Annotated in this window: 16 protein-coding genes; 10 read left to right on the forward strand and 6 right to left on the reverse strand. The window is 45.4% G+C overall.

Annotated features, from left to right (window positions below; genetic code table 11):
* Positions 1 to 50: 50 nt before the first annotated feature.
* Complete coding sequence (locus QUB64_RS15395) at positions 51 to 2,258, forward strand: GumC family protein (RefSeq protein ID WP_333271329.1); 2,208 nt, start codon at positions 51 to 53, stop codon at positions 2,256 to 2,258.
* A 231-nt stretch (positions 2,259 to 2,489) separates the two neighbouring features.
* Here QUB64_RS15395 and QUB64_RS15400 read toward each other — a convergent pair whose 3' ends face one another.
* Complete coding sequence (locus QUB64_RS15400; protein WP_333271331.1) at positions 2,490 to 2,717, reverse strand: hypothetical protein; 228 nt, start codon at positions 2,715 to 2,717, stop codon at positions 2,490 to 2,492.
* Between the two features lie 300 nt (positions 2,718 to 3,017).
* On the opposite strand from QUB64_RS15400, the gene QUB64_RS15405 reads away from it, so the two are divergent.
* From QUB64_RS15405 to QUB64_RS15415, 3 genes are all read left to right on the forward strand, one after another.
* Positions 3,018 to 3,215: a helix-turn-helix transcriptional regulator gene (locus QUB64_RS15405; RefSeq protein WP_333271334.1), complete on the forward strand. Its 198-nt coding sequence runs from the start codon at positions 3,018 to 3,020 to the stop codon at positions 3,213 to 3,215.
* A gap of 336 nt (positions 3,216 to 3,551) precedes the next feature.
* Entirely contained in the window at positions 3,552 to 3,836 is a 285-nt protein-coding gene (locus tag QUB64_RS15410; protein WP_333271337.1) for a type II toxin-antitoxin system ParD family antitoxin, read from the forward strand.
* Positions 3,836 to 4,159: a type II toxin-antitoxin system RelE/ParE family toxin gene (locus tag QUB64_RS15415; RefSeq protein WP_333271339.1), complete on the forward strand. Its 324-nt coding sequence runs from the start codon at positions 3,836 to 3,838 to the stop codon at positions 4,157 to 4,159. Before QUB64_RS15410 ends, QUB64_RS15415 begins: the two co-directional genes overlap by 1 nt.
* A 390-nt stretch (positions 4,160 to 4,549) precedes the next feature.
* On the opposite strand, the gene QUB64_RS15420 is transcribed toward QUB64_RS15415, so the two are convergent.
* Together QUB64_RS15420 and QUB64_RS15425 are read right to left on the reverse strand one after the other, a co-directional pair.
* Positions 4,550 to 7,213 carry an AAA family ATPase gene (locus tag QUB64_RS15420; RefSeq protein WP_333271343.1) on the reverse strand — a complete coding sequence of 888 codons (2,664 nt, stop codon included), beginning with the start codon at positions 7,211 to 7,213 and terminating at the stop codon, positions 4,550 to 4,552.
* A 600-nt stretch (positions 7,214 to 7,813) separates the two neighbouring features.
* Positions 7,814 to 8,869 carry an nSTAND1 domain-containing NTPase gene (locus QUB64_RS15425; protein WP_333271345.1) on the reverse strand — a complete coding sequence of 352 codons (1,056 nt, stop codon included), beginning with the start codon at positions 8,867 to 8,869 and terminating at the stop codon, positions 7,814 to 7,816.
* A 205-nt stretch (positions 8,870 to 9,074) separates the two neighbouring features.
* On the opposite strand from QUB64_RS15425, the gene QUB64_RS15430 reads away from it, so the two are divergent.
* Complete coding sequence (locus QUB64_RS15430; RefSeq protein ID WP_333271347.1) at positions 9,075 to 9,329, forward strand: hypothetical protein; 255 nt, start codon at positions 9,075 to 9,077, stop codon at positions 9,327 to 9,329.
* Positions 9,330 to 9,399: 70 nt separating this feature from the next.
* On the opposite strand, the gene lepA is transcribed toward QUB64_RS15430, so the two are convergent.
* Positions 9,400 to 11,214: a translation elongation factor 4 gene (gene lepA / locus QUB64_RS15435; RefSeq protein ID WP_333271349.1), complete on the reverse strand. Its 1,815-nt coding sequence runs from the start codon at positions 11,212 to 11,214 to the stop codon at positions 9,400 to 9,402.
* Positions 11,215 to 11,961: 747 nt separating this feature from the next.
* Between lepA and QUB64_RS15440 the strand changes: the two genes are divergently transcribed.
* The 3 genes from QUB64_RS15440 to QUB64_RS15450 all read left to right on the forward strand — a co-directional run bounded on the left by QUB64_RS15440 (position 11,962) and on the right by QUB64_RS15450 (position 16,872).
* Complete coding sequence (locus QUB64_RS15440; RefSeq protein ID WP_333271352.1) at positions 11,962 to 12,189, forward strand: type II toxin-antitoxin system CcdA family antitoxin; 228 nt, start codon at positions 11,962 to 11,964, stop codon at positions 12,187 to 12,189.
* Positions 12,190 to 13,022: 833 nt separating this feature from the next.
* Entirely contained in the window at positions 13,023 to 14,918 is a 1,896-nt protein-coding gene (locus QUB64_RS15445) for an ATP-binding protein (protein ID WP_333271355.1), read from the forward strand.
* A 1,141-nt stretch (positions 14,919 to 16,059) separates the two neighbouring features.
* On the forward strand, positions 16,060 to 16,872 hold the full coding sequence (locus QUB64_RS15450) for a GAF domain-containing sensor histidine kinase (RefSeq protein WP_333271357.1): 813 nt from the start codon (positions 16,060 to 16,062) through the stop codon (positions 16,870 to 16,872).
* Between the two features lie 528 nt (positions 16,873 to 17,400).
* Here QUB64_RS15450 and QUB64_RS15455 read toward each other — a convergent pair.
* Both QUB64_RS15455 and QUB64_RS15460 read right to left on the reverse strand, forming a co-directional pair.
* Positions 17,401 to 18,996 (reverse strand): PAS domain-containing protein, encoded by a 1,596-nt coding sequence (locus QUB64_RS15455; RefSeq protein WP_333271360.1) that lies wholly within the window; start codon positions 18,994 to 18,996, stop codon positions 17,401 to 17,403.
* 40 nt (positions 18,997 to 19,036) lie between these two features.
* The gene (locus QUB64_RS15460) at positions 19,037 to 20,287 is read right to left on the reverse strand and encodes an RNA-guided endonuclease InsQ/TnpB family protein (RefSeq protein WP_333271363.1); all 1,251 of its coding nucleotides are present in this window, start codon (positions 20,285 to 20,287) and stop codon (positions 19,037 to 19,039) included.
* Positions 20,288 to 20,479: 192 nt separating this feature from the next.
* Here QUB64_RS15460 and QUB64_RS15465 point away from each other — a divergent pair, with 192 nt between their 5' ends.
* On the forward strand, positions 20,480 to 20,656 hold the full coding sequence (locus QUB64_RS15465; protein ID WP_333271366.1) for a hypothetical protein: 177 nt from the start codon (positions 20,480 to 20,482) through the stop codon (positions 20,654 to 20,656).
* Between the two features lie 59 nt (positions 20,657 to 20,715).
* Positions 20,716 to 21,366, forward strand: a complete 651-nt coding sequence (locus QUB64_RS15470) for a DUF3386 domain-containing protein (protein ID WP_333271368.1) — start codon at positions 20,716 to 20,718, stop codon at positions 21,364 to 21,366.
* Positions 21,367 to 21,456: the final 90 nt, after the last annotated feature.

The raw sequence follows: 21,456 nt of genomic DNA on the forward strand, positions 1-21,456 counted from the left end.
GAAATATGATATGATAGAACCATTTTATGTCATAAGTTCAGGAGGAATTTATGGAGTCCGCAGAAACTGGTATAGGGTTTCAGCAATACTGGCAAATTATCAAGCGGCGCTGGCTGCCCGCCTTAGTCGTATTTGCCTCGGTTCTCGCATTAACTAGCTATAGTGTACTCAAGGAAAAGCCTGTCTATGAAGCCGAAGGCAAGCTTTTATTTAAAAAGACAAATCCTGCCTCTGCTTTAACAGAATTGGGAAAAGAAATAGGACAGTTGACTCCAGCAGCAGAGCAAAGCAACCCCTTGACTACCGAAATCGAGCTAATTCGTTCTGTTGAACTTGCAGCAAAGACCATAAACAAGCTCAACCTCAAGGATCAAAAAGGCGACCCTCTAACAAGCAAAAGCTTTTTGAAAAACCTGACAGTGACAACTATTCGGGGAGCAGATATCCTGACGGTTTCTTACAAAAGTAAAAAATCCAAAGAAGCCGCAGATGTTGTCAAGAACATGATGGATTTTTATATAGAAAATAATGTCCAAGTCAATCGACTAGAAGCTGTGGCTGTCCGCCAGTTTATTGAAAAAAAATTACCTACTGCTGAAAACTCAATGCGGAAAGCCGCAGCAGAACTGAGCAGATTTAAAGAAGGCAATAAAGTAGTTAATTTAGAAGAAGAAGCTAGATCTGCCGTGTCAGTTATGGCGCGTTTAGAAAGCCAAATAGATGACGCTAAGTCGGATTTTGTCAAAGCAAGTGCTAAGTCCGAAGCATTCCAAAAAGAATTGCAGATGAATCCGCAGCAGGCATTAACTGCGAGCAACCTCAGCCAGTCTAGTGCTGTGCAGGAAGCTTTGAAAGAATACCAGCAGATAGAACGGCAGTTGAAACTCGAGCAAAATCGCTATCTGGATACTTCACCTATAATAACTAGGCTAGAAACTAAGAAATCTACCCTGAAAGCTCTACTGGACAAGCAAATACAGCAGGTTCCGGGTGGTCAGCAACAAGGGTATGACGGAAATTTGCAGATAGGAGAAGTGAAGCCAAGACTGATCGAAGAGTTTGTCAAAGTAGATGTAGAGCGGCAAGGTTTAGCTGAGCGAGTTTCTATTTTATCAAACGCGCTAGCTAGCTACAAGCAGCGGGTACATAATTTGCCCAAGCTGGAGAAAGAACAGCGCGAGCTATCCAGAAAACTGCAAGAAACCGAATCTGCTTATGCAGAATTGCAAAAAAAACTTCAGGAAATTCGGATCGCAGAAAGTCAGAAAGTGGGTAACGCTCGCATTATCCAAAAAGCTAGTGTTCCTCAAGAACCAATTGCTTCTCGCAAATCTCTATTGCTAGTTTCGGGTAGTTTGCTGGGAACCTTGCTAGGTATAGCTACGGCTATAGCTTTAGAATCTCAAGACAAATCTGTCAAAACTATTGAGGAAGCAAAGGAATTGTTTGGACTCACCTTGCTGGGCGTGATTCCTGCTCATAAATTTCAAAAAAATAGCTGGCGAAATTTCCTGCGGCCTAGTTCTGGTGCTGGGGATTCGGAACCATCTTCTCGACAAATTGTTGTGAAAGATACTCCTCACACTAATGTCAGTGCTGCTTACCGGATGCTTCAAGCAAATCTGAGGTTTCTTAGTTCGGATACACAACTAAAGGTGATTGTGGTTAGCAGTTCACTCCCGCATGAGGGGAAGTCTACGGTAGCTGCTAATTTGGCTGCGACGGTGGCTCAATTGGGACGAAGGGTTTTGCTGGTAGATGCGGATATGCACCGCCCGGTTCAGCACCGAATTTGGGAACTTGCTAATCAGGTGGGTTTGAGCAATGTGATTGTGGGACAAGCTGAGTTGAAAAGTGCGATCGCCCAAGTGATGGATAATTTAGATGTGCTCAGTTGTGGGGTGATTCCGCCTAACCCAATGGCTCTATTGGAATCGCAGCGGATAACTTCATTAATTAAACAATTTTCGAGTAATTACGATTTAGTCGTTATTGATAGTCCTTCTTTGAACGTAGCTGCTGATGCTCTGATCCTGGGTAAAAAGGCAGATGGTATTTTATTGGTGGCGCGGCCGGGAGTGCTGTATTCTGGTAGTGTGGCTTTTGCTAAAGATTTGTTAAAGAAATCTAGTCAACACGTACTCGGTATGGTAGTGAATGGGGTGAGTCCGAAGAATGAACCGCACAGTCATTATTATTTTACGAATGAGTCGTACACTCAAGTACAAAGTCCGAGTAAAAATCAGAAGAGAGTGTGATTTAGGGTTGATCAAAAAAATAGGGGCAACCACGGGGGGATTGCCCCTACGAAATGCTACAAATAGACTTGCTGAGTTTTTGCGCTCTCAAGAAGTTGCGTAAGTTTTGTCGAAAAAGTACGCGCGGCGCAGCTATCCCTCTTCGTGAATCGCCCTCGCAATTGGTTTAAGCTAAGACAGAAAAGGGCGATCGGGCGATCGAGAAGTGCGATCGCCCTTTATGACAAACTTCTAGCTGCTTTCGCTACTGCTAGGAACAGCGTAAGGATTGACATCAGCATTAAACACAATGACAAAGTGAGCATTCGGGATTAACTGTCGGATAATCCGCAGATGGCCGTCAGCATCAGAATGCCTGAAAAAATGGGCTACAGTAATTCGCTGCATATTGGGCAGCAAACGAACTATCAGCCACCTGTTGAGGCGGTCTTTGTAAGGCATAATTAAGTTGGTCTCCATTTAGTGTTGGATTTTTCTGCACGGGAATGGTCGCCAAAGCCAGTTCAATGCTTGTCGAGGGCGCGGACTGGCTTTTGACTTTTTTTCAGACTTGGCGCGTCTAGTTCCTAATTTCAGAGAAGACTAGAGAAATTAGGTTGTTTGTAGTTCCTATTTTTACCAATGGCTTTCTATAAAGTCAATAGTTTTTGACAAAAATTGCCTAAAATAATTAACTATATATAGTCAATTAATGTAGATCTTCAGTTGACTACATATAGTCAACTGAATACATATAATCAACTGCATGAGGGATAGATAATGACGCTGGGACAAAAGCTAAGAAAACGACGTGAAAGTCTCCGTTTAACTCGGATACAAGTGGCAAAGGCGTGCCATGTTGTGCAATCGACGGTGATCAACTGGGAGACTGACAGACACGTACCCAAGCTTTACCCCGTACAGATGAAGGCGCTGTGTGATTTACTGAAATTCTCGATCGAAGATTTGGTGGAATAGTCTGGGGAGTTGAGGCGGGTGGGTTGGGCGATTCACGAAGAGGGATAGCTGCGCCGCGCGTACTTTTGCTGGGTTGGGCGATGCCTGTGGCTGGCTACGCCTACGCACTTCGTTTGAGCTAAGTAGATGAGTCGGAAAATATGTATGTATGTCATTGCGAGTGAAACGCAGTGAAACGAAGCAATCGCAGGGGTTATGACAGCAATACACATTCTGTAACCAGCGGTAAAGTTTATTTGCACCTACCTACTTAAGGCTGCCAAAAAGTAAGGATTAAACTGTGCAACTGATATTAAAAGCGGTATCATAAAAATGTCGATAGCGGAGCAAATTGTGATGAATATATCTTTGACTTCAGAACTCGAACGGTTAATCCAAGAACAGGTAAAAAAAGGTAAATATTCCTCAGCGAGTGAGATGGTGGGGGAAGCTTTGCGGTTGTTGTGGGAGCGCGATCGCATTAAGGAGAAGCGTCTTGCTGACTTGAAGGAAAAAATTCGAGTAGGGATAGAAGAATTAGATCGCGGTGAAGGGATTGATGGCGAAGAGGTATTTGATGAAATCGAGGAAGATATTTGTCGGATAGAGGCGCAAATGCAGCAAGCTGAGGAGGTCAAGTAATGACTCGGTATATTTTAGCACCTTCAGCGAAGCGTGAATTGAAAGAGATTGTCCGCTATATTGCTCAGTTTAACCCGGATTCTGCGAAAAGACTCAAGGAAGCGATTAAGCAGCAGTGCAAGTTATTGGTTGATTTTCCAAGTATAGGGAGAAGTCGGGATGAATTGGAGCTGGGTTTGCGGAGTTTTTTAGTAGAAGATTACTTGATTTTTTATCGAGCTGTCAGTGGAAATATTGAAATTGTGAGAATAGTCAGCGGTTATCGGGATATAGAATTACTTTTTTCAGGCGAGTCTAGCGGTGAAGAGGAAGAAGGGATTTGAAGGGAAGGGGCGGAAATGGTATTAGCACTGTGGAAGTGCGATCGCACTTCCAGACTTTAGTCGCTTCACCCTACCAATCGGTTTATAAAAAAGCTTGATACCACAAAAATGTTGGGTTTGTGTCCTGGATTCTTGAAAAGAACAGGTGCGTCGCTATTAGATGGTCGCTTTTTTCTTGAGAATTGTCAATGGATCCACACCCTACAGAGCTTGAAAAAAAGAGGTGCGTCGCTATTAGATGGTCGCTTTTTTCTTGAGAATTGTCAATGGATCCACACCCTACAGAGCTTGAAAAAAAGAGGTGCGTCGCTATTAGATGGTCGCTTTTTTCTTGAGAATTGTCAATGGATCCACACCCTACAGAGCTTGAGATGCTTCCAACATAACTATTTACCCGTTCCCTCCCAATGACATCTGAACCCAACGGCGAAATAGTTCCACACTAATACAGTAGCAACCATCACTTTGTTGAACCACATCGTGACGTTCCAGGGTTTTTAATGCTTCCTCTAAACTTTTTCTATCCATCCCTATTTCTGCACTCAGCCTGTCGAAATTCATTCCGTCTAAGTGAGGTGCTAGTGCTCTTAAAATCTGCTGTTGTCCCGGTGCACCTTCCATTGCTTGACCCCAAATTCCTGTAAAATAGTAGCGACCTCTGCTGAAAAAATCCGGGTCATTGATGACTGTTTCCACATCTTCTATGCTAAACATTGGATCGCGGGGGTGTCCCATTTCAAATACTTGGTCGTTGTAGTGGCGGACTAATAGAAATCCGATTAATTGCGTGAGATAGGGTTGGCCGCCTGTTAGTTCGTAAATGCGATCGAGTGCTTCCGGTTTGTAGTCGAGGAGGAAATCATCATCGGGATTGGCTAAAACTTGGCGAGTTGCACCCAAACTCAGGAAACCGACTCGGATGGGGATAATGCTAGCAAAAAAAGGATTGAAATAATCCTCGGTCATTTCGTCTAAGGTGTGCAATCCGGCAAACGCAAAGGCTATTTTAGAACTCATTTGCACCATGCCGCGCAAGAAACCGATAAAATCGCGATCGATTTTCCCAGCGTCGATCAATTCTTCGATTTTTTCAAACTCGTCTAAAGCAACGATCAATCCGCCTTCTATATTTCCGATGACTTGTTCGATATAGCGTCGAAAAGTGATATAGGGCAAATCGAGTAAATCGCGATCGCCCGGAGGTGCAATTTTGACTGTTTTGGCAATGGCATCGGTAACGAATATGAGCAATTCGCCGACTCCCTGAGAACAATCTGCCACCAGCGACACATTGACATAGGCTACCTGTACCTTTGCTCCGAGGCAGTTGCTAGCATTCAACAAAATTGAAGTTTTCCCCATCCGCCGATGACCGTAGAGAGCAACAGATTGCAGGCGATCGCCCTGTACCCACAACTCCTCTAGCTCTCTGATGATGTCTTCGCGGCCGACAAACTGATTGCCTTGGACTGGATCGCCTATGGTATAGGGGTTGCTGACAGGTTGAGTAATTGAAATATCTCCTATTTCAACTGTGAATTGCAGTAATATCTCTAACCATTTTTTGACTATTTTGACAATTAAATTTCGTTCAGATATAGGTATAACTCCAGCTTGATTTAAGATAGTTTTAAGCTGACCTAATGCTCGGTTGCTGGCAAGAGAACGGGCAAAAAGAGATACACTATTCTGGATAAGTTGAACATCGACTATTACCCGACGCAGAGAGGCAATTGCTTCCCAAGTAGTCCCGCGAAGCAGAGGTGGATTTGGGGAAGGTGGCAGTTTCAAGGCGGCAATCTCGGCTAGTTCTGCTGTTTGGTGACAACTTGTGAGAATTTGCGCTAAGGCAAACATCTCCTCTCCATAAAGCAAATCTCGGACTACAGCAAAAGCTGCTGTAGCTTTGTCTGGTTCCTGTTCGTGGAGATACCAGAAACCAGCGGCAGAGGCACGGGCAGGAGTATTTAAACGAATTTCTGTTTGAAAACGAGCTTGAATTTGTTGTTTCCAAGGTATGAAGCTGAAAAAACCTGCCACTGCTTCTAACTTCATTTTTTGACTAAGAGAAGCTGAGGCAAAACGCACTAAATTCCAATCATAAGGATTTTCTGATAATTGAGCGAGGCGATAGATGATTTGGTCTTTTGGTGTCTCTGCTAGTACGCAATTTACAGCTTTAATAACCGGGATAAACTGAAGAGTAAATTTTAGTAGTTCGTCAATGTTGTGCAATCCTGTTTCCCAATCCCGCCTCAGCCAATTAGCTATTTGAGCAGACAGGTAAGGAAGGGGAAGCGGGGTAATGTGAGGAAATTGTCTATTTTGCTGTTGGCGCTGGAGTAGGATAGACGGTAAAGCGAACAGCCAATTTTCAGGACGTGCGATCGCCACGACTGACGCCAATCCTAACCCCAAGCCCAACGCCACGCCAAACCTCACGCCGGAACCCACACCGGACAATACGCCCAAACCCACACCCAACCCCGCACCCATCCCTACAGCAGACGCCACGCCCACTCCCACACCTGACCTCACGCCCAAGCTAATACCTAATGCCAGGCCTAACCCCAGGCCGGACGCCACGCTGGACGCTATGCCGGAGGCCGCGCCGTAGGTCATGCCCAAAACCATGCCGAACGCCATGCCGAATGCCACACCGGATGCTACGCCGAACTCCACGGCCAACCCCACGCCATAGGCAACAGGGAACCCTACGCCTAACACTACAACCCACCAATTAATAGGAATACTGAGGCCTAAAAAAAATATATTAAAACCTAGAGTGATAGCAAGTATTAATATCAAAGCTTGCAAAATTAACTGACGCTGGACTGGATTTTGACGCAACCAATCCCACCTTTCTCGCCACGTTTTGGCATCTTTTAAATTAGATTCACCCCCAAAAATAAACTCATACCACCGCACAGCTTGAGGAAAGAAAAACACCCAATATAACAATCGCAGGTAATCTAAAGGATTCGACAAAGAAAGAGGACGCTTCAGTTTGGGAGCTAAATCTAATCGAGGAACGGGGTGATGGTTTTGATTCATAAAATAGGTGGAGATAAATAAAATTTAGGATTGGTTATATAGCAGAAGGAAGTTCGGCAACTGATTTTGTAACTGATTATTTCAGGTCGATCGAGCGTTATTTCCGTAGGGGCGGGTTCACCAACAATCATTGCCAAAAATCGACAATTTCAAAAACCCGCCCCGGCCTATGTATTATGCTCGAATACCGTTCAGTGTTTGAAAAGAAGGTAGATAGGGATTTGTCGTTGGGTGAGTGAGGGCAGGTTTATGAGATTTGTTGGTTAATGGCAATTATTGTTGGCGAACCTGCCCCTACTGGATATTTGGTTATTGGTAGATTGGGATTTGTCGTTGGGTGGGGGCAGGTTTATGATAATTGTCGGTTGGTGGCAATTATTGTTGGCGAACCTGCCCCTACTGGATATTTGGTTATTGGTAGATTGGGATTTATCGTTGGGTGGGGGCAGGTTTATCAGATTTGTTGGTTGGTGGCAATTATTGTTGGTGAACCTGCCCCTACTGGATATTTGGTTATTGGTAGATTGGGATTTGTCGTTGGGTGGGGGCAGGTTTATCAGAATTGTTGGTTGGCGACAATTATTGTTGGTGAACCTGCCCCTACAAAATATTGGATCGATCGCAAAGATAGCGATCGTAAGTTTGATAGCACAACTGCATCAATTTCTGAGGATAGCCACCACTTTCAGCAATTAAACTCGCAATTTCATCCTCTGTAAAACTCACGGGTTGGGCAACAGGTGTTAACCAATCAGCCTGGAGGCGGCTTGCAATAAATTTGCGACTGATTTCATCATCCCATCGCTTCAGAGTTTCCTCAATGCAAATTCCTTTGAAAGGAGATGTCATATTTTGGTCTTGACTGTCAGGAAACAGCGTATCGAGAGAGGTGCAGGCGGCGACAACTAGACGCAAAGGTGCGTTTGTTCCCTCCGCTAAACCCCGCAATTGACCGCGTATTTGGTTAGTAAATCCATTCCAGTTCATTTTCTCAACTTCATCTAAAAGCAACAGCAGTCGGTGCGATTCTAAAGCCCGTTTTAGTAAATATCCCTTCGCTATATCTATATTGACTTCGCTGCACAAAGCACAGTAAAAATCATCTTCATCATAAACATCTTGCAAGTTGAGGTAAATGGGTTGGCGCGGAGGACGGAGTTGATTTGGTGCTTGTTGGTAAATGGCTTGTAGCAGAGAACTTTTGCCGATCGCTCTTTCGCCAACAATTGCTACACTACTGCCACTATTCAGAGTCTCGAATACCCGCCGAATTTCCCGCTGTCTGCCAAAGAAAAAGCGGCGATCGTCTATTTTGCCACTTGTCGGACGAAAGGGATTATCGTATTTGATATTTGGCTGTTCTATTTCTGGGATGGGATTGTGATTTGGTAGTATTGGGGGCGGTGGCGTTCCATTGGGTTCTCGAATTTCCTGCCAATCCAACTCTAAAGCCTTGCAAATTCCCACAAAATACTGGCTGCTGACACTCTTCTGGGTAAAAAACTTATGAATAACTTGAATATCAATCCCTTCCTTGGACTTTTTGCCCTCCCCTATTACAACTCGATCGGCTAAGTCTTGGCGACTCCAGCCTTTGTCTGTAAAACGTATATTTATTTTTTCGATTCCTGCCTCGGATGCTTTGAGCGACGCCATAGCCAAATTACAAACCTTTTAAGTATTATAGCGAGCATCGCCAACCAAACACATCCCAAACGCATACCAAACTCATAGTAACTGAAACCTATACACAGGCTGACTTTCCAGCTTTGAGTCTTTAAGATTAAAACATATTCAATCAAAGGTAGCCACGGTGAAAACTAAATCTAATATCACACCCGCTAAACCCAAATCTACTCAAATGAGTCCTAAAAATACTCCTCCTCAAATTCCCCCAGTTTTCCAGCAAGTCTTCTTCAGCGTGATTTGTTTTACCTTACTTTCTGGAGGCGTGTGTGTATCGCTTGGTACTAAGGATAGTCTATCTCCCCAACAAGTTCGGATTTTTGAGAGTTGCAATACGACTTGGAATATGGGCGTGGGTGCGATTTTTGGACTTTTGGGTAGTAAGGCTAGCGACTTATTTGGCCCGGATGATGAGGATGATGATGAGTAATCTGCAATCATTTATTAGCTGAAAGTGCGATCGCCCTTCGGTAAAAAGTGCGATCGCCCCAACACACAAATTACGAATCGCGATCGAGCTTCAGCACAGCCATAAAAGCCTCCTGCGGCACATCCACAGTACCAACAGACTTCATCCGCTTCTTACCCTTCGCCTGCTTTTGTAGCAACTTCTTCTTCCGCGAAATATCGCCGCCGTAACACTTCGCCAACACATCTTTCCGCAAAGCCGGAATATGTTCCGAAGCAATCACCTTAGCGCCAATAGTCGCTTGAATCGGCACCTTAAACTGGTGGCGGGGAATCAACTCCTTCAGTTTCTCCGTCAAGCCGCGCCCCACATTGTAAGCCTTATCCCGGTGCACGATCATCGCCAAAGCATCAACCGGATCGCCATTAATTAAAATGTCCAATTTCACCAACGGATTTTCGCGATAACCGATGATGTGATACTCCATACTCGCATAACCGCGCGATCGCGATTTCATCTGATCGAAAAAGTCCGTCACCACCTCCGCCAAAGGTAACTCGTAAACCAAGGTAGTCCGCCCCTGACTCAGATACTTCATATCCATAAAAATGCCCCGCCGACTTTGAGATAACTCCATCAGCGCGCCCACATAAGTTTCCGGCGACAGCATTTCTACCCGCACGTAAGGTTCCTCAATCTTCTCCCGATACTGAGGATCTGGCAAGTGGCTCGGATTGTCAATTGTTAACACTTCTCCCTTGATTGTTGTGACTTGATAAACCACAGAAGGAGCCGTAACAATCAAATCCAAATTGTATTCTCTTTCCAGTCTTTCCTGCACAATTTCCATGTGCAGCAAACCCAAGAAACCGCAGCGGAAACCAAATCCCATCGCGCTAGAAGTTTCCGGTTCGTAGGAAAGCGCCGCATCGTTGAGTTCCAGTTTTTCCAAAGCTTCCCGCAAGTCGGGAAATTGGTCGGCATCGATCGGGAATAAGCCACAAAAAACCATCGGCTTAGCCTCCGTATAACCAGGCCAAGGCTCTGGTGCAGGCTTTTTGACCAAAGTAATCGTATCCCCGACGCGAGCATCAGCTACCGCCTTAATTGCCGCGCCTAGATAACCAACTTCCCCCGCGTGCAATTCATCTACTTGTACTTGTGTCGGTGACAGGATGCCCAATTCATCAATGACATATTCCTTCCCCGAAACCATCAACAACACCCGATCGCCCTTTTTAACACTTCCGTCCATCACCCGGAAATACACAATTACCCCGCGATAAGCATCGTAATAACTGTCAAAAATTAGCGCCCGCAGCGGTTTGTCAACAGTATCCTGCGGCGGCGGCACCAATTCGACGATCGCCTCCAAAATCTCATCAATACCAATTCCTTCCTTAGCCGAAGCCTCAATCGCCCCGCTACAGTCCAGACCGATAATTTCTTCAATTTCCCCTTTTACCCGTTCCGGTTCCGCTCCCGGTAGGTCAATTTTATTTAGAACCGGAATAATTTCCAAATTGTTTCCCAAGGCAAGGTAGACATTTGCCAAGGTTTGTGCTTCCACGCCTTGAGATGCGTCTACCACCAGCAGCGCCCCTTCGCAAGCAGCGAGCGATCGCGAAACCTCGTAGGAGAAGTCAACGTGTCCGGGAGTGTCGATCAGGTTCAGCACGTACTCCTGACCGTCCTTGGCAGTGTAATTCATCCGAGCCGCTTGCAGCTTGATCGTAATGCCACGTTCGCGTTCGATATCCATATTGTCTAAAAACTGCTCCTTCATCTCCCGTGCTTGCACAGTTCCAGTCGCCTGCAACAGGCGATCGGCCAAAGTGGATTTTCCGTGGTCGATGTGAGCAATAATCGAAAAATTACGAATGCGAGATACAGGAACGTTTGTCATAAAACCTATCGGCAAAAGATTGACTTTTGTTGTATTATAAAACTTCATTCAATCTACAGTCATTTATAGTCATTTAGAGACTTAGATACAATTTAATTTTTTCTCGGCTATGGGTTGACATAGCCATTGTATTTATGCTATCTTGATTATCCCCTGTTGCTCCAAGACGCCCTCCCAGGAAAAAACTTTTCTCTCTGTTACTGTACAAAAAGCTGTTGAACGGTAGGGAATATTCCCGATCGCCAGCATCCGTCCTCCACCCCCAGCCCAGTCAGTCGATTTTCCATTTTTCCATTTTTCGATTTGAGATTTGAGACTTCGGCGTGAGACGTTCGGCGAGACGTTTAGCGAGCGCTAGAGGAGAGTCACGCTAGAGGAGAACGATTTGAGATTTACTTCTTGCAGCTCCGTGAATTTGGGAGCAGGAACTCGGATCTCAAATTTTGGGCGGCTCACGACGCTTGTACGTGGCACGGTATCGATTTTTGGGGTCAGGTTGTTCTATAGAGGGCGATCGCCAACTTAAAAATATTGGTGAGAAGTTGCTAGCGCTTGACAAGAAGCAGATAATTTGGTCAAATGACGGAAGCGGGACGGTAAGGGTGTAAAAAATATAGGTTTTCATCCGCTGTGCATCTCTACTAGAGGTAGGCCATCACTTCCTTCAACACACTTCCTTCAAAACAAAAAGGCGTAAATTCCTAGAAGGAATTGAAACTAAAGAATTAAAACTAGGATTTTTTAACTATGAGCGAGTCAAGTATACCCTCCCACAGTTCGTCAGAAAAAGTGGAACTGTCTATCCATATCGATTCTGAACTGCTAGACCAAATTAAGCACTTGACAAATGACCCCAGCAAAGTCATTGAAACAGCAATCAAGCAGTGGCTCAGAGGCGAGCGTCGCGAAGACGATCAGGCTATGAGTTTGCGCCGCACCCCCCCAGTCCCGCCCCGTGGCGAGTGGAACGACTGAGGTTCTCTCCTGTCAAAGCCGGAGACGCGCCAATCTGCTGGCTATGAAATTTATGGGTGTGAAATTTCGATCGCGCGAGCTCCGGCTTCGAGTTCCGGCAGATTTCAGGGCGAAAGCTACAGGTTGTTCGGAGCGAACTGGGCTAACTTAAAACCTCGGAACTCTTCTATTGTGACGGACAAAATGCGATCGGCAGTCCTCGACTTGAATTGTTCGCAGCCTCAAATTTTGGCTAAATTTTCAAACGAGATCGTTAATCAGTGCAGACTACTAATTCCTAAATCTTAATTTTGCTTTGTTAATTACCCAAAACGGCTGACAACAAATAGTTGTGGGTTTTGAGTTAAGTTGTGAATTAAAGAATTCAGATTTTTTTTAGTTCATTAATAACTCAAAACGCAATGGCAGAAGCGTAAAAAAGTTGTGAAGAGTGAGTTTTGAGCTGTGAAATTATTAATTAAAGAGGCGACAACTTTTTAGTTAATTAAGATAGCAACCGCGCCCGAAAGTTAGGAAGCTCTTAATTACTGAAACATGAACTCTGATATTGTTTATTCCTTCTTCCGCCGACCTGCAGGACTTCTTCTTTCTGCGATCGCTCACAAATTAACGGTCGAAGCCCAAAACAATTTTGAGTCTTGAGTTGAGAATTATAGCAACCGCGCCCGACGGTGAGAAGGTTCTTAATGGCCATTTCCCCCTGCGGTCGAGTGCCGATCTCGCGAGGATAACTAAAGCCCGATTTCGCGACGATAACTAAAGCCTTCTGACTTCAACATCTGCTAGAAAAACATAAAATTAATAAATCAGAACTACTTTCATCCCCAACTCTGATGGACTCTAACACCGATTTCCGGCGATCGAGCCTCGCCTCTACAGCCTTTTTTCAAGAGTTAGGGGCAGAATTAGTATTTACCCAAGACGCCAGGGGTCGATACCTATCTTTTTACTGGCAAAAAGCCGAGCACTATAACCTTAAAGCAGAGCAAATTGTCGATCGCCCTCTCAGGGAAACCCTGCAACCGATCGCCCCTGCGCCTTATCTCCATCGGCTGCGGCGGGCGCTCGAAACCCTCGTACCGCAACGGTTCAGCTATCCATTTTGCCACGCCGGACAATATTTTCTCTTCGACTTGACAGTCACTCCGGCGATCGACTCAAACGGCAAAGCTACAAAAGTCTTAGTTATGGGCAGGCTGCTGTCTGACAAACCCGCAGAATTGCCGGCAGATTCCCCAGAATTCATGCCATATCCAGCTTTGCCATCTTCCTCAGACGCTAGCCAACAAATCCTGTATCCAGCCAGCCTCATCGGTAGAGCCCTCACTCCCTACTCGGAAATCGATCGCAAAATCATCTCCCAAATCGCTCAAAACCTGCACAGAACCCTCGACTTAGAGACAATTTGGCAGCAAACAGTCAACAGTTTGGGTGAAGTTTTGAACGCGAGCCGCTGCATCATCTGTTCCTCCAAAAAAGACAGCGACAACCTCGAATCCTCCCCCTTCACTACCTCGGAAAATCAACCAAATTCTCCAGCCCCAGCAGCCGAATTGCAACAGTCAATTGCCAGCGATCGATCGCCCCCGCTTTCTGCTGCTCAAATTGAAAGTCTCCAATCGAAAACTTTTAAAGTAGTAGCTGAGTACCGCCAAGAAGCTTACTCTTCGATGCTGGGATTAGAACTGCGCGCAGCCGAACAGCCGGGGTGGATTCAAACTTTAGCCACCTTAAAACCCGTAGCAATCGATTACGCCTCCCCCATCGCCGATCGCTTCGATCGCCATTCCGTACTCGTAGCAGCTACCTCCTATGAAGACCAACCCAATGCACTAATCAGTTTGCACCGCTGCGGCAATTCCCCGAAATGGAGTCCTGTCGAACTCGAATTCGCCCGCGAGTTAGTTGCTCAAGTCGGCAGCGCGATCGCCCACGCTACACTGTACCAAGAATTAGAACAAGCCCGCGCCGAAGCCGTCGCTCTTTCCCAACTTAAAAGTCAATTTCTTGCCAATACTTCCCACGAACTCCGCACGCCCCTCAACGGCATCCTCGGCTTCCTGAAACTGGTTATGGACGGCATGGCAGATGACCCCGAAGAAGCGCACCAATTTATCGAAGAAGCTTATCGATCGGCATTACACTTGTTGAATGTGATTAACGATATTTTGGAGATCGCTAAAATTGAAGCTGGCAAAATGGAGTTAGACTTCGCTCCCGTCAAACTCGGCGAACTTTTGCAGCAAGTTGAGAATTTTACGCGAGTTCAAGTGCAGCAAAAGCGATTGCAATTTCAAATCAAAACACCCGCTGCCGAGGACGAGATTATGTTGTACGGCAACTACCAACGCCTGCTTCAGGTAATTTTGAACCTCACGGGAAATGCGATTAAATTTACCGGGGAAGGAGGAATTCGCATCAGTGCCGAAGTTATTAAGAAAAAAGTCACTGTTAACAACCAGGAGTTACCCGGAATAGTGAAAATCCGAGTTGCTGATACGGGCATTGGGGTTTCTCTGGACAAACAAGATAAATTATTTGAGTCATTTTTTCAGGTAGACGGCGAGCGTACCAGGCAATACGGCGGTACCGGTTTGGGATTGGCTATTTCTCAAAAACTGATTGAAGCAATGGGGGGTACAGTAAATTTTTACAGTATGGGGGAAGGACTCGGATCTACTGTTACTTTTACTGTGCCGCTTTATCAAGAACCGCTCTTTAAAAATTAATCATCGGTCATAGGTCATAGGTCATGGGTCATGGGTCATGGGTCATGGGTCATGGGTCATTTTACCCAGAGCGAAGTCGAAGGGTGGTCATTGGTCATTGGTAATCGGGCAATATGGTTCAGTTCTGGGTTGTCCGAAGAGAGGAACCCTCATTTTATTAAAACTTTTGTGGGGTGGGCATCTTGCCCGCCCCAAACACAGGCTAATTTGAGAAAAACTCTTGTGGGGTGGGCATCCTGCCCGCCCCAAACACAGGCTAATTTGAGAAAAACTCTTGTGGGGTCGGTATCCTGGCGGCCCCAAATATCCAAACTAAATGCAATACAGCTTATCCCAAGCGTATTGGCTCGCCGGCACGAACCAGTTTCAGGGATTTGACGGATTTAACGGATGGATGCTGAGAGCGGAAGTTCGAGGTAACAAGTCAGAGCAAATCAGCAAGAAGCAAAACTTTTCCCCGCACCCAAAGGAGGGAATAAGCAAGAAGCAAGAGGTAAAAAACAGCTATAGCTGTTCTCAACTTTGGTGTATTGCCAGTTGTCTTACCAATTCACTGACCAATTACCAATGACCAATTATGACATGACAAATCTGTATATTACTCGCTTAATAATGTCGGGAGCAGTGTATCCCTGAGTACCAATTAGTGAATAAAAGTAATCCATATTTTATAATTTCCCTCCAAACATAGTTCGATCGTCCACCGCAGTATCGATTTTTACTTTATCCGCACCCAATATCCCTTCTTCGGTGTTTTGGTCTGAGACCGATCGCGCCCACCGCTTCCTAGCCCACGCAAAATTCGCATCAATGGTATGAGGAGGGTAGGATAACAGATCGTCTCGATCTGTCTCCTGGGGATCGCACCTGCGAATAAACCCCCCATAGGACTGATTTAACTTCCACAGCCCCTAATGTAAAGTTGTATTAAAAATACTTGACGCATTCAATTTTATGTGAGAATTCTAAATATATTGTAAAGATACTAAAAATACCTAGTATTTTTTTACAGGGTGTGGCAACATTCAAGTGTAATTACGCAAGCCCCTATTTGGACAGTTTGCACCTGGCAAATTAAGTAAATTTCTGCTGTGTTGGTGGAGTGTTAGACTTTTGCCAGTCTAGTAGTAAAAGGGTTGCTATGAATCAGCAAATATCAGCTCAATCGCAAAAACTTTTGCTCCAAATTGGCAGAAAGATTCGTCGAACTTTGGATCTCGATACCATTTGGCAGCAAACAGTTAACTCTCTGGGACAAACATTAGGTGTCAGCCGCTGCACCATTTGTCCCTATCCAAGTTTTAGCCAGCAAGTTAAAGTAGCTGCCGAATACTGCCAAAAACCATTTTTACCCATGTTGGGAGTGGAAATCTCGCTGACATCAGCACCTCATATCAAGGAAGCTCTAGCCACCCTCAAACCGGTGGTAGTAGAATCGTTAGGAGCCAACGATCCTTTCGATCGGCACTCGGTGCTAGTAGTGGCTACGGCTTATCAAAACCAACCTAATGGCATAATTAGCTTGCATCGGTGCGAGGGCGGATTGTCGGGGAATGATGGTAATGCCGATCGACCTTGGACTCAAGGCCAGATCGAATTCGTAGAAGAACTTGCCGATCAAGTCGGAAGTGCGATCGCCCTAGCCACGCTCTACCAAGAACGCAGCCAGCGAGCACAAGAACTGTCCCAGCTCAAAAAGGAGTTTTTGTCAACCGCATCCCACGAGCTGCGCACTCCACTAAATCACATTATTGGCTATCTACAACTAACTGTAGACGATATGGCGGACGATCCAATAGAGGAGAGAGCTTTTATCCAGCAAGCTCACAGTTCGGCTTTGCACCTTTCTAAGGTAATTGGTAATGTCTTAGATTGTATTGACTCTAGTAAAGCTTGTCAGGCTCACGTAGAGTTAGACGCTTTGAGGAGCCAGCAAAAATCTCTACACCAGTAAAGATTTAATTCCCGCATTCAAAAAGTTGAATATTTATCATGCAGACAAGTCTTCTGCCTCGAAAATCTGACACTTGCATCTATAGATTTGCTCAATAACTTCGATGGCACGTTACTAAATTATTTTTAGGTCATTAGGATTTTGTCTAGCACAGCATAGTAACGAATAAAGGTAACATCAGGGTGTATTTATTATATTATGTGCGATTTATCGACCGCTCAAATAGCTTTGTAGTGAGGAGTCCGTCCTCATAAAACTCAGAAAACGGACTTCCTTACTACAACGCTATAACGGTTATTTTACTGGAGATGATATCGGCAGCAGAAGATTGCTGCTTGGCAGTTGTAATTGTTTTTAATACCAATTTAAAAAATTGCTGCTACGGTTATTAACCGTATAGAAATTATCTGTCCGGCAGGCCTAACTCTCGGCCGGACACGGCGCCCTGCCGTTTCCCTACAGGTGAAAATTTCTAATTTCTGATTCTGCAAAATTTCTTCAAATTGGTATAACTTATGCTTAAGGGAATTACCGATCGCCATTTTTTTTCTGGGTTGGCGGGCGGCTGACATAGCGCGCCCAAAAAGGTTCTTCCATATTTTTCAACGATGCTAGTTTTTGGCGCTCCTCCTCTATGCGCTTGCGTTCTGAAAGGTCAGAAAATATGTTGATACTGCCTAGTGTCTCGCCACCTGCATCTTGTACGGGTGTGGCCCAAAGCCAAAGATCGATCGAACTACCATCTTTTTTCAACAAAGATACTTCCAAACCGTTTTCCGGTTTGCCATTACCCACAGACTTCAGCAGCGCGTAGAAATCCTGCTTTTGTCCTTCAGGAATATTCGGCAATGGTTGCCCCAAAACCTCAGCAGCAGTCCAGCCAAAAAGTTCTTCGGCGGCGCGGTTCCAGACCAGGGTGCTGCCGTCATTGCTGGTACAATTAATCGCCAAGGGTGCCGATGCTATCTGCGCTTGCAAAACTTCATTAACAAGTTGCTGTTTCAACTCTACTTGCTTGCGATCGGTAATTTCCTGACAAGCGCCCCACAAACGGACAACCCGCCCTTCAGTTTTGTCCCAAACCGCTTGCCAGGAGTCCCGCACCCAGCGCACACCACCATTTTTGTTAACAATGCGATACTCATTGACCCCCATACTTCTAGAAGTACACCCTTCTAATTGTTTAATTAACATTTCCCTGTCATCAGGGTGAACGATATTTGAGCTCCACCAGCCCGACGCAATTAACTCTTCAGGAAGATGACCGCTGACGCGCGCCAAAGCTTCCGTTACCCACTCACAAACAAAGTTACCGTTGGGAAGTGCCTGAAAAGAATAGGCAAAATCCGAAGTAATCTGTGACATAATTTGGTAGTGCCGTTGCGACTCCAGGACTGCGCTTTCTGCTTGCTTGCGTTCCCCAATTTCCCGAGAAACAATCATAATTCCCTGCACGGTAGAATCGTGAAGCAAACTGTTGCCGATCGCCTCAAAGTAGATCCAAGAACCCTCAGCATGACGTTTGCGATATTCAATTTTACCCCCAACTCCAGGAAATTCTAGCAACTTGCCAAAATATGCCTTCCAATTCAGCAAATCGTCTGGATGCATTAACTCGCCGTGAAACTTGCCAATTCTCTCTTCTGGCTTGTAACCCAAAACTCGCTCTAGGGCTGCGCTGTGATATCGGACTCGCCCGTCGGAGCCGACAATGGTAATTAGATCGGGGGAATTGCGAAGCGTAGCTTGAAGTTTCGCTTCGCTTTTAGTTAATGCTTGATTCTCCCTGCGGTGCTGGCGGATTTCTTCGTTCAACTGCTCTTGTAGCTTTCTGAGTTGCGCCACTTGCTGGGTGACAGTGCGTTCTAAAAGGCGATTTAAATTTTCCGCCTCAACTAACTTTGCAGCATTATGTGTCGCGCTTTCAAACTGGCGGCTGGCTGCCAGTTCTTGCAAACAATTTGATAAATCTTCCACGGCTTTTGTCAAAATTGCCTGTTGCGGCGGTGGCAATTTGCTAGCTTGTTCTTGCAAATTTTCTAAGTGTTTGTAGACTGTTTCTAGCATTTTATTAATGAGGGAATCTGATAGTTGCCACAGGTGCAAATTCTCAAAAGCGGACACAAGTTTTTTCTAGATAACCTATAAGTGACATACTCCCACATCAATCTGAGTACAGATATGATGCGGGCTTCTCAGTGACTCCAGCGATTGCTATCTCCTTCGGAGACGCTTCGCTAACGGACGTTAACTGAGCTTTAAGAACGGAATGCCCTACCGCTCTGTTTTTGATATTAATAGCTGCATTACGATCGCGGTCAAGAGAGCACCCACAATGAGGACAGTCATGCCAACGAATATGCAGTTTTTTGGGTACTTTCTCGCCACAATCAGAGCAATTTTGTGAGGTATTGTGAGCGCTGACTGGGACTACCGACAAACCAGCATTTACGGCTTTGCTGGCCAGTATCAACAGAAAGCTTGACCACCCAGCATCCAACACAGATTTAGCCAATCGGGTTCGAGCTAGCCCTTTGACGTTTAAATTCTCATGTGCAATTACGTCATATTTTGATAGCAACCAATTCACTGTCTTGAAGTGAAAATCTTTCCGTTTGTCTGCAACTTTTTTGTGTTGTTTCCCCAGTTGCTTGACTGCTTTCTGCCTGCGGGCACTGCCTTTTTTACGGCGTGACACGCGCTTCTGGATCGTTCGCAAGCGTTTTTGAGCTTTACGGTAATGTTGGGGAATAGCAACGGTTTCACCAAGAGAAGTTGTCAATAATTCTTTCAAACCCATATCAATCCCAGTAATGTTATCTGGATTGAAATCTGGCTTGATTTCCGGTACTGCTTTATCTTCGAGTGAAAGCGTTACGTAATATCCATCAGCTTTTTTGGTAACGGAAGCCGTTTTCACCTGATACCCGTCTGGTATGGGGCGATGTAGAACTACCTTGACTTTACCGAACATCGGTAAGTTAATCCGATTACCCTGCAAGCATCCCTCTTTCATCTGGGGATAGGTAAAGGTTTTGTAGCGGTTGCGAGATTTAAACCTTGGTTGGCCACTGCGTTTACCGTTACTGTCGCCTTTGAGAAATCTGTCAAATGTTACCTTAACTCGTTTGACTGCATCCTGAAGTACTTGTGAATTGATTTGGGAGTACCAAGGATGAGTTTTATTGAGTTGGGGTAGAGTCTTTTTCTGGCTGAAATAGTCTGGGTTGTCCCTTAACTCAGGAAGATGACAAACCAATGGACAAGCGTTAACAGGAGAGCGATTTTGCTCGTACCAGTTGAATCGATCGGCCAACAAGTAATTGTACTGGGCGCACAACATTGACAACCACCTGTCTAGCTCTGTGGTTTGGTATTTTGTTGGTCGAAGTTTGTACTGGTAAGCTGTTCTCATTTGCTTGTCTCCTTGCTGATGATGGTAGCATTAATGTATTGGCAATGGCAACACAACATCACAGACAAAAACCTGCATATTCGACTATTTGAGCAAAGGCTCAACCAGACAGCGGACTATAGCTAGTGCAAAGCGAAAAAACGATCGCTCAGATGGTAGAAGAGTGGATCGATCGTCTGTCCAATACATCTATTGACTGACTCCGTTGGGGATCTCAGTCCGCCTATCCATCCCAACACCAATCGGAGTACCGATATGCTGTGGGGATTCCGGCGGTTTTGGCTAAATTTTTGTGGCGATCGCATGGCCAGCCCCGCAGCACCCTCTCAGAGGGCGATCGCGAGAGTCGGGAACCCGCCTATGCGGTGAATGCAGGGCACAGGAGAGGTTAAGCTAAACTAGATGGGTGTAAATAGAAAGAGAGATTTATGACAGAGCCAGCCAACGCTCGCGATTTGTTTCGCGCTGCTTACGAACACCGTTACACCTGGGATGCCAACTTTCCCGGTTACAGCGCCGATATTGAACTCAAACAAGGCGACGAAGTATATACGGGTCATGTTTCCATTTCTCCAGACATGACAGTGGAAGTCAGCGGCATAGCAGACGAGGAAGTCAAGCAGAGCGTTTACACCCAAATGCGGGACATTGTTACCCACCGCAAGCGATCGACATTTGAAAAATCCCACGGCAAAAACAGCTTCACCCTCGGCGAGAAGGACAGTACCGAGGCTGTGGATATTTTAGTGCAAGGCGACTCCATGGGATCTAATTACAAAATCCGAGGTCTGTCCATTTGTCAAGTCAGCCGGGTGATGGGCCGCATGGCTTTCGTCATAGACACGCACAAAAGCTTAGAGACACCCGAAGGTTCTTTGGCCAGCCACTACGATGCCGTTTTCCGCAACCCAGAAACCAACGAAATCATCAGAGAACTGGAATTTGAAGACACCTTTGACAAGATAGGCGACTATTATGTCATGACCAAGCAAGTAGTGCGATCGAAAGAAAAAGGCCAACTGACAACAACCGAGTTTAACTACTCGAACGTTAAACTGCTAGAACCAGCAGTAGTCTAAGGTTATACCCTTTTTGGTTGGTGATTTTCGATTGCATTAATTTTTGGAACGGGTATTAATTGCAAAATCCGTTTTGTTGGAGAAAGCGGG

The organism is Microcoleus sp. Aus8_D2 (assembly GCF_036702665.1).
Taxonomy (GTDB): Bacteria; Cyanobacteriota; Cyanobacteriia; order Cyanobacteriales; family Microcoleaceae; genus Microcoleus.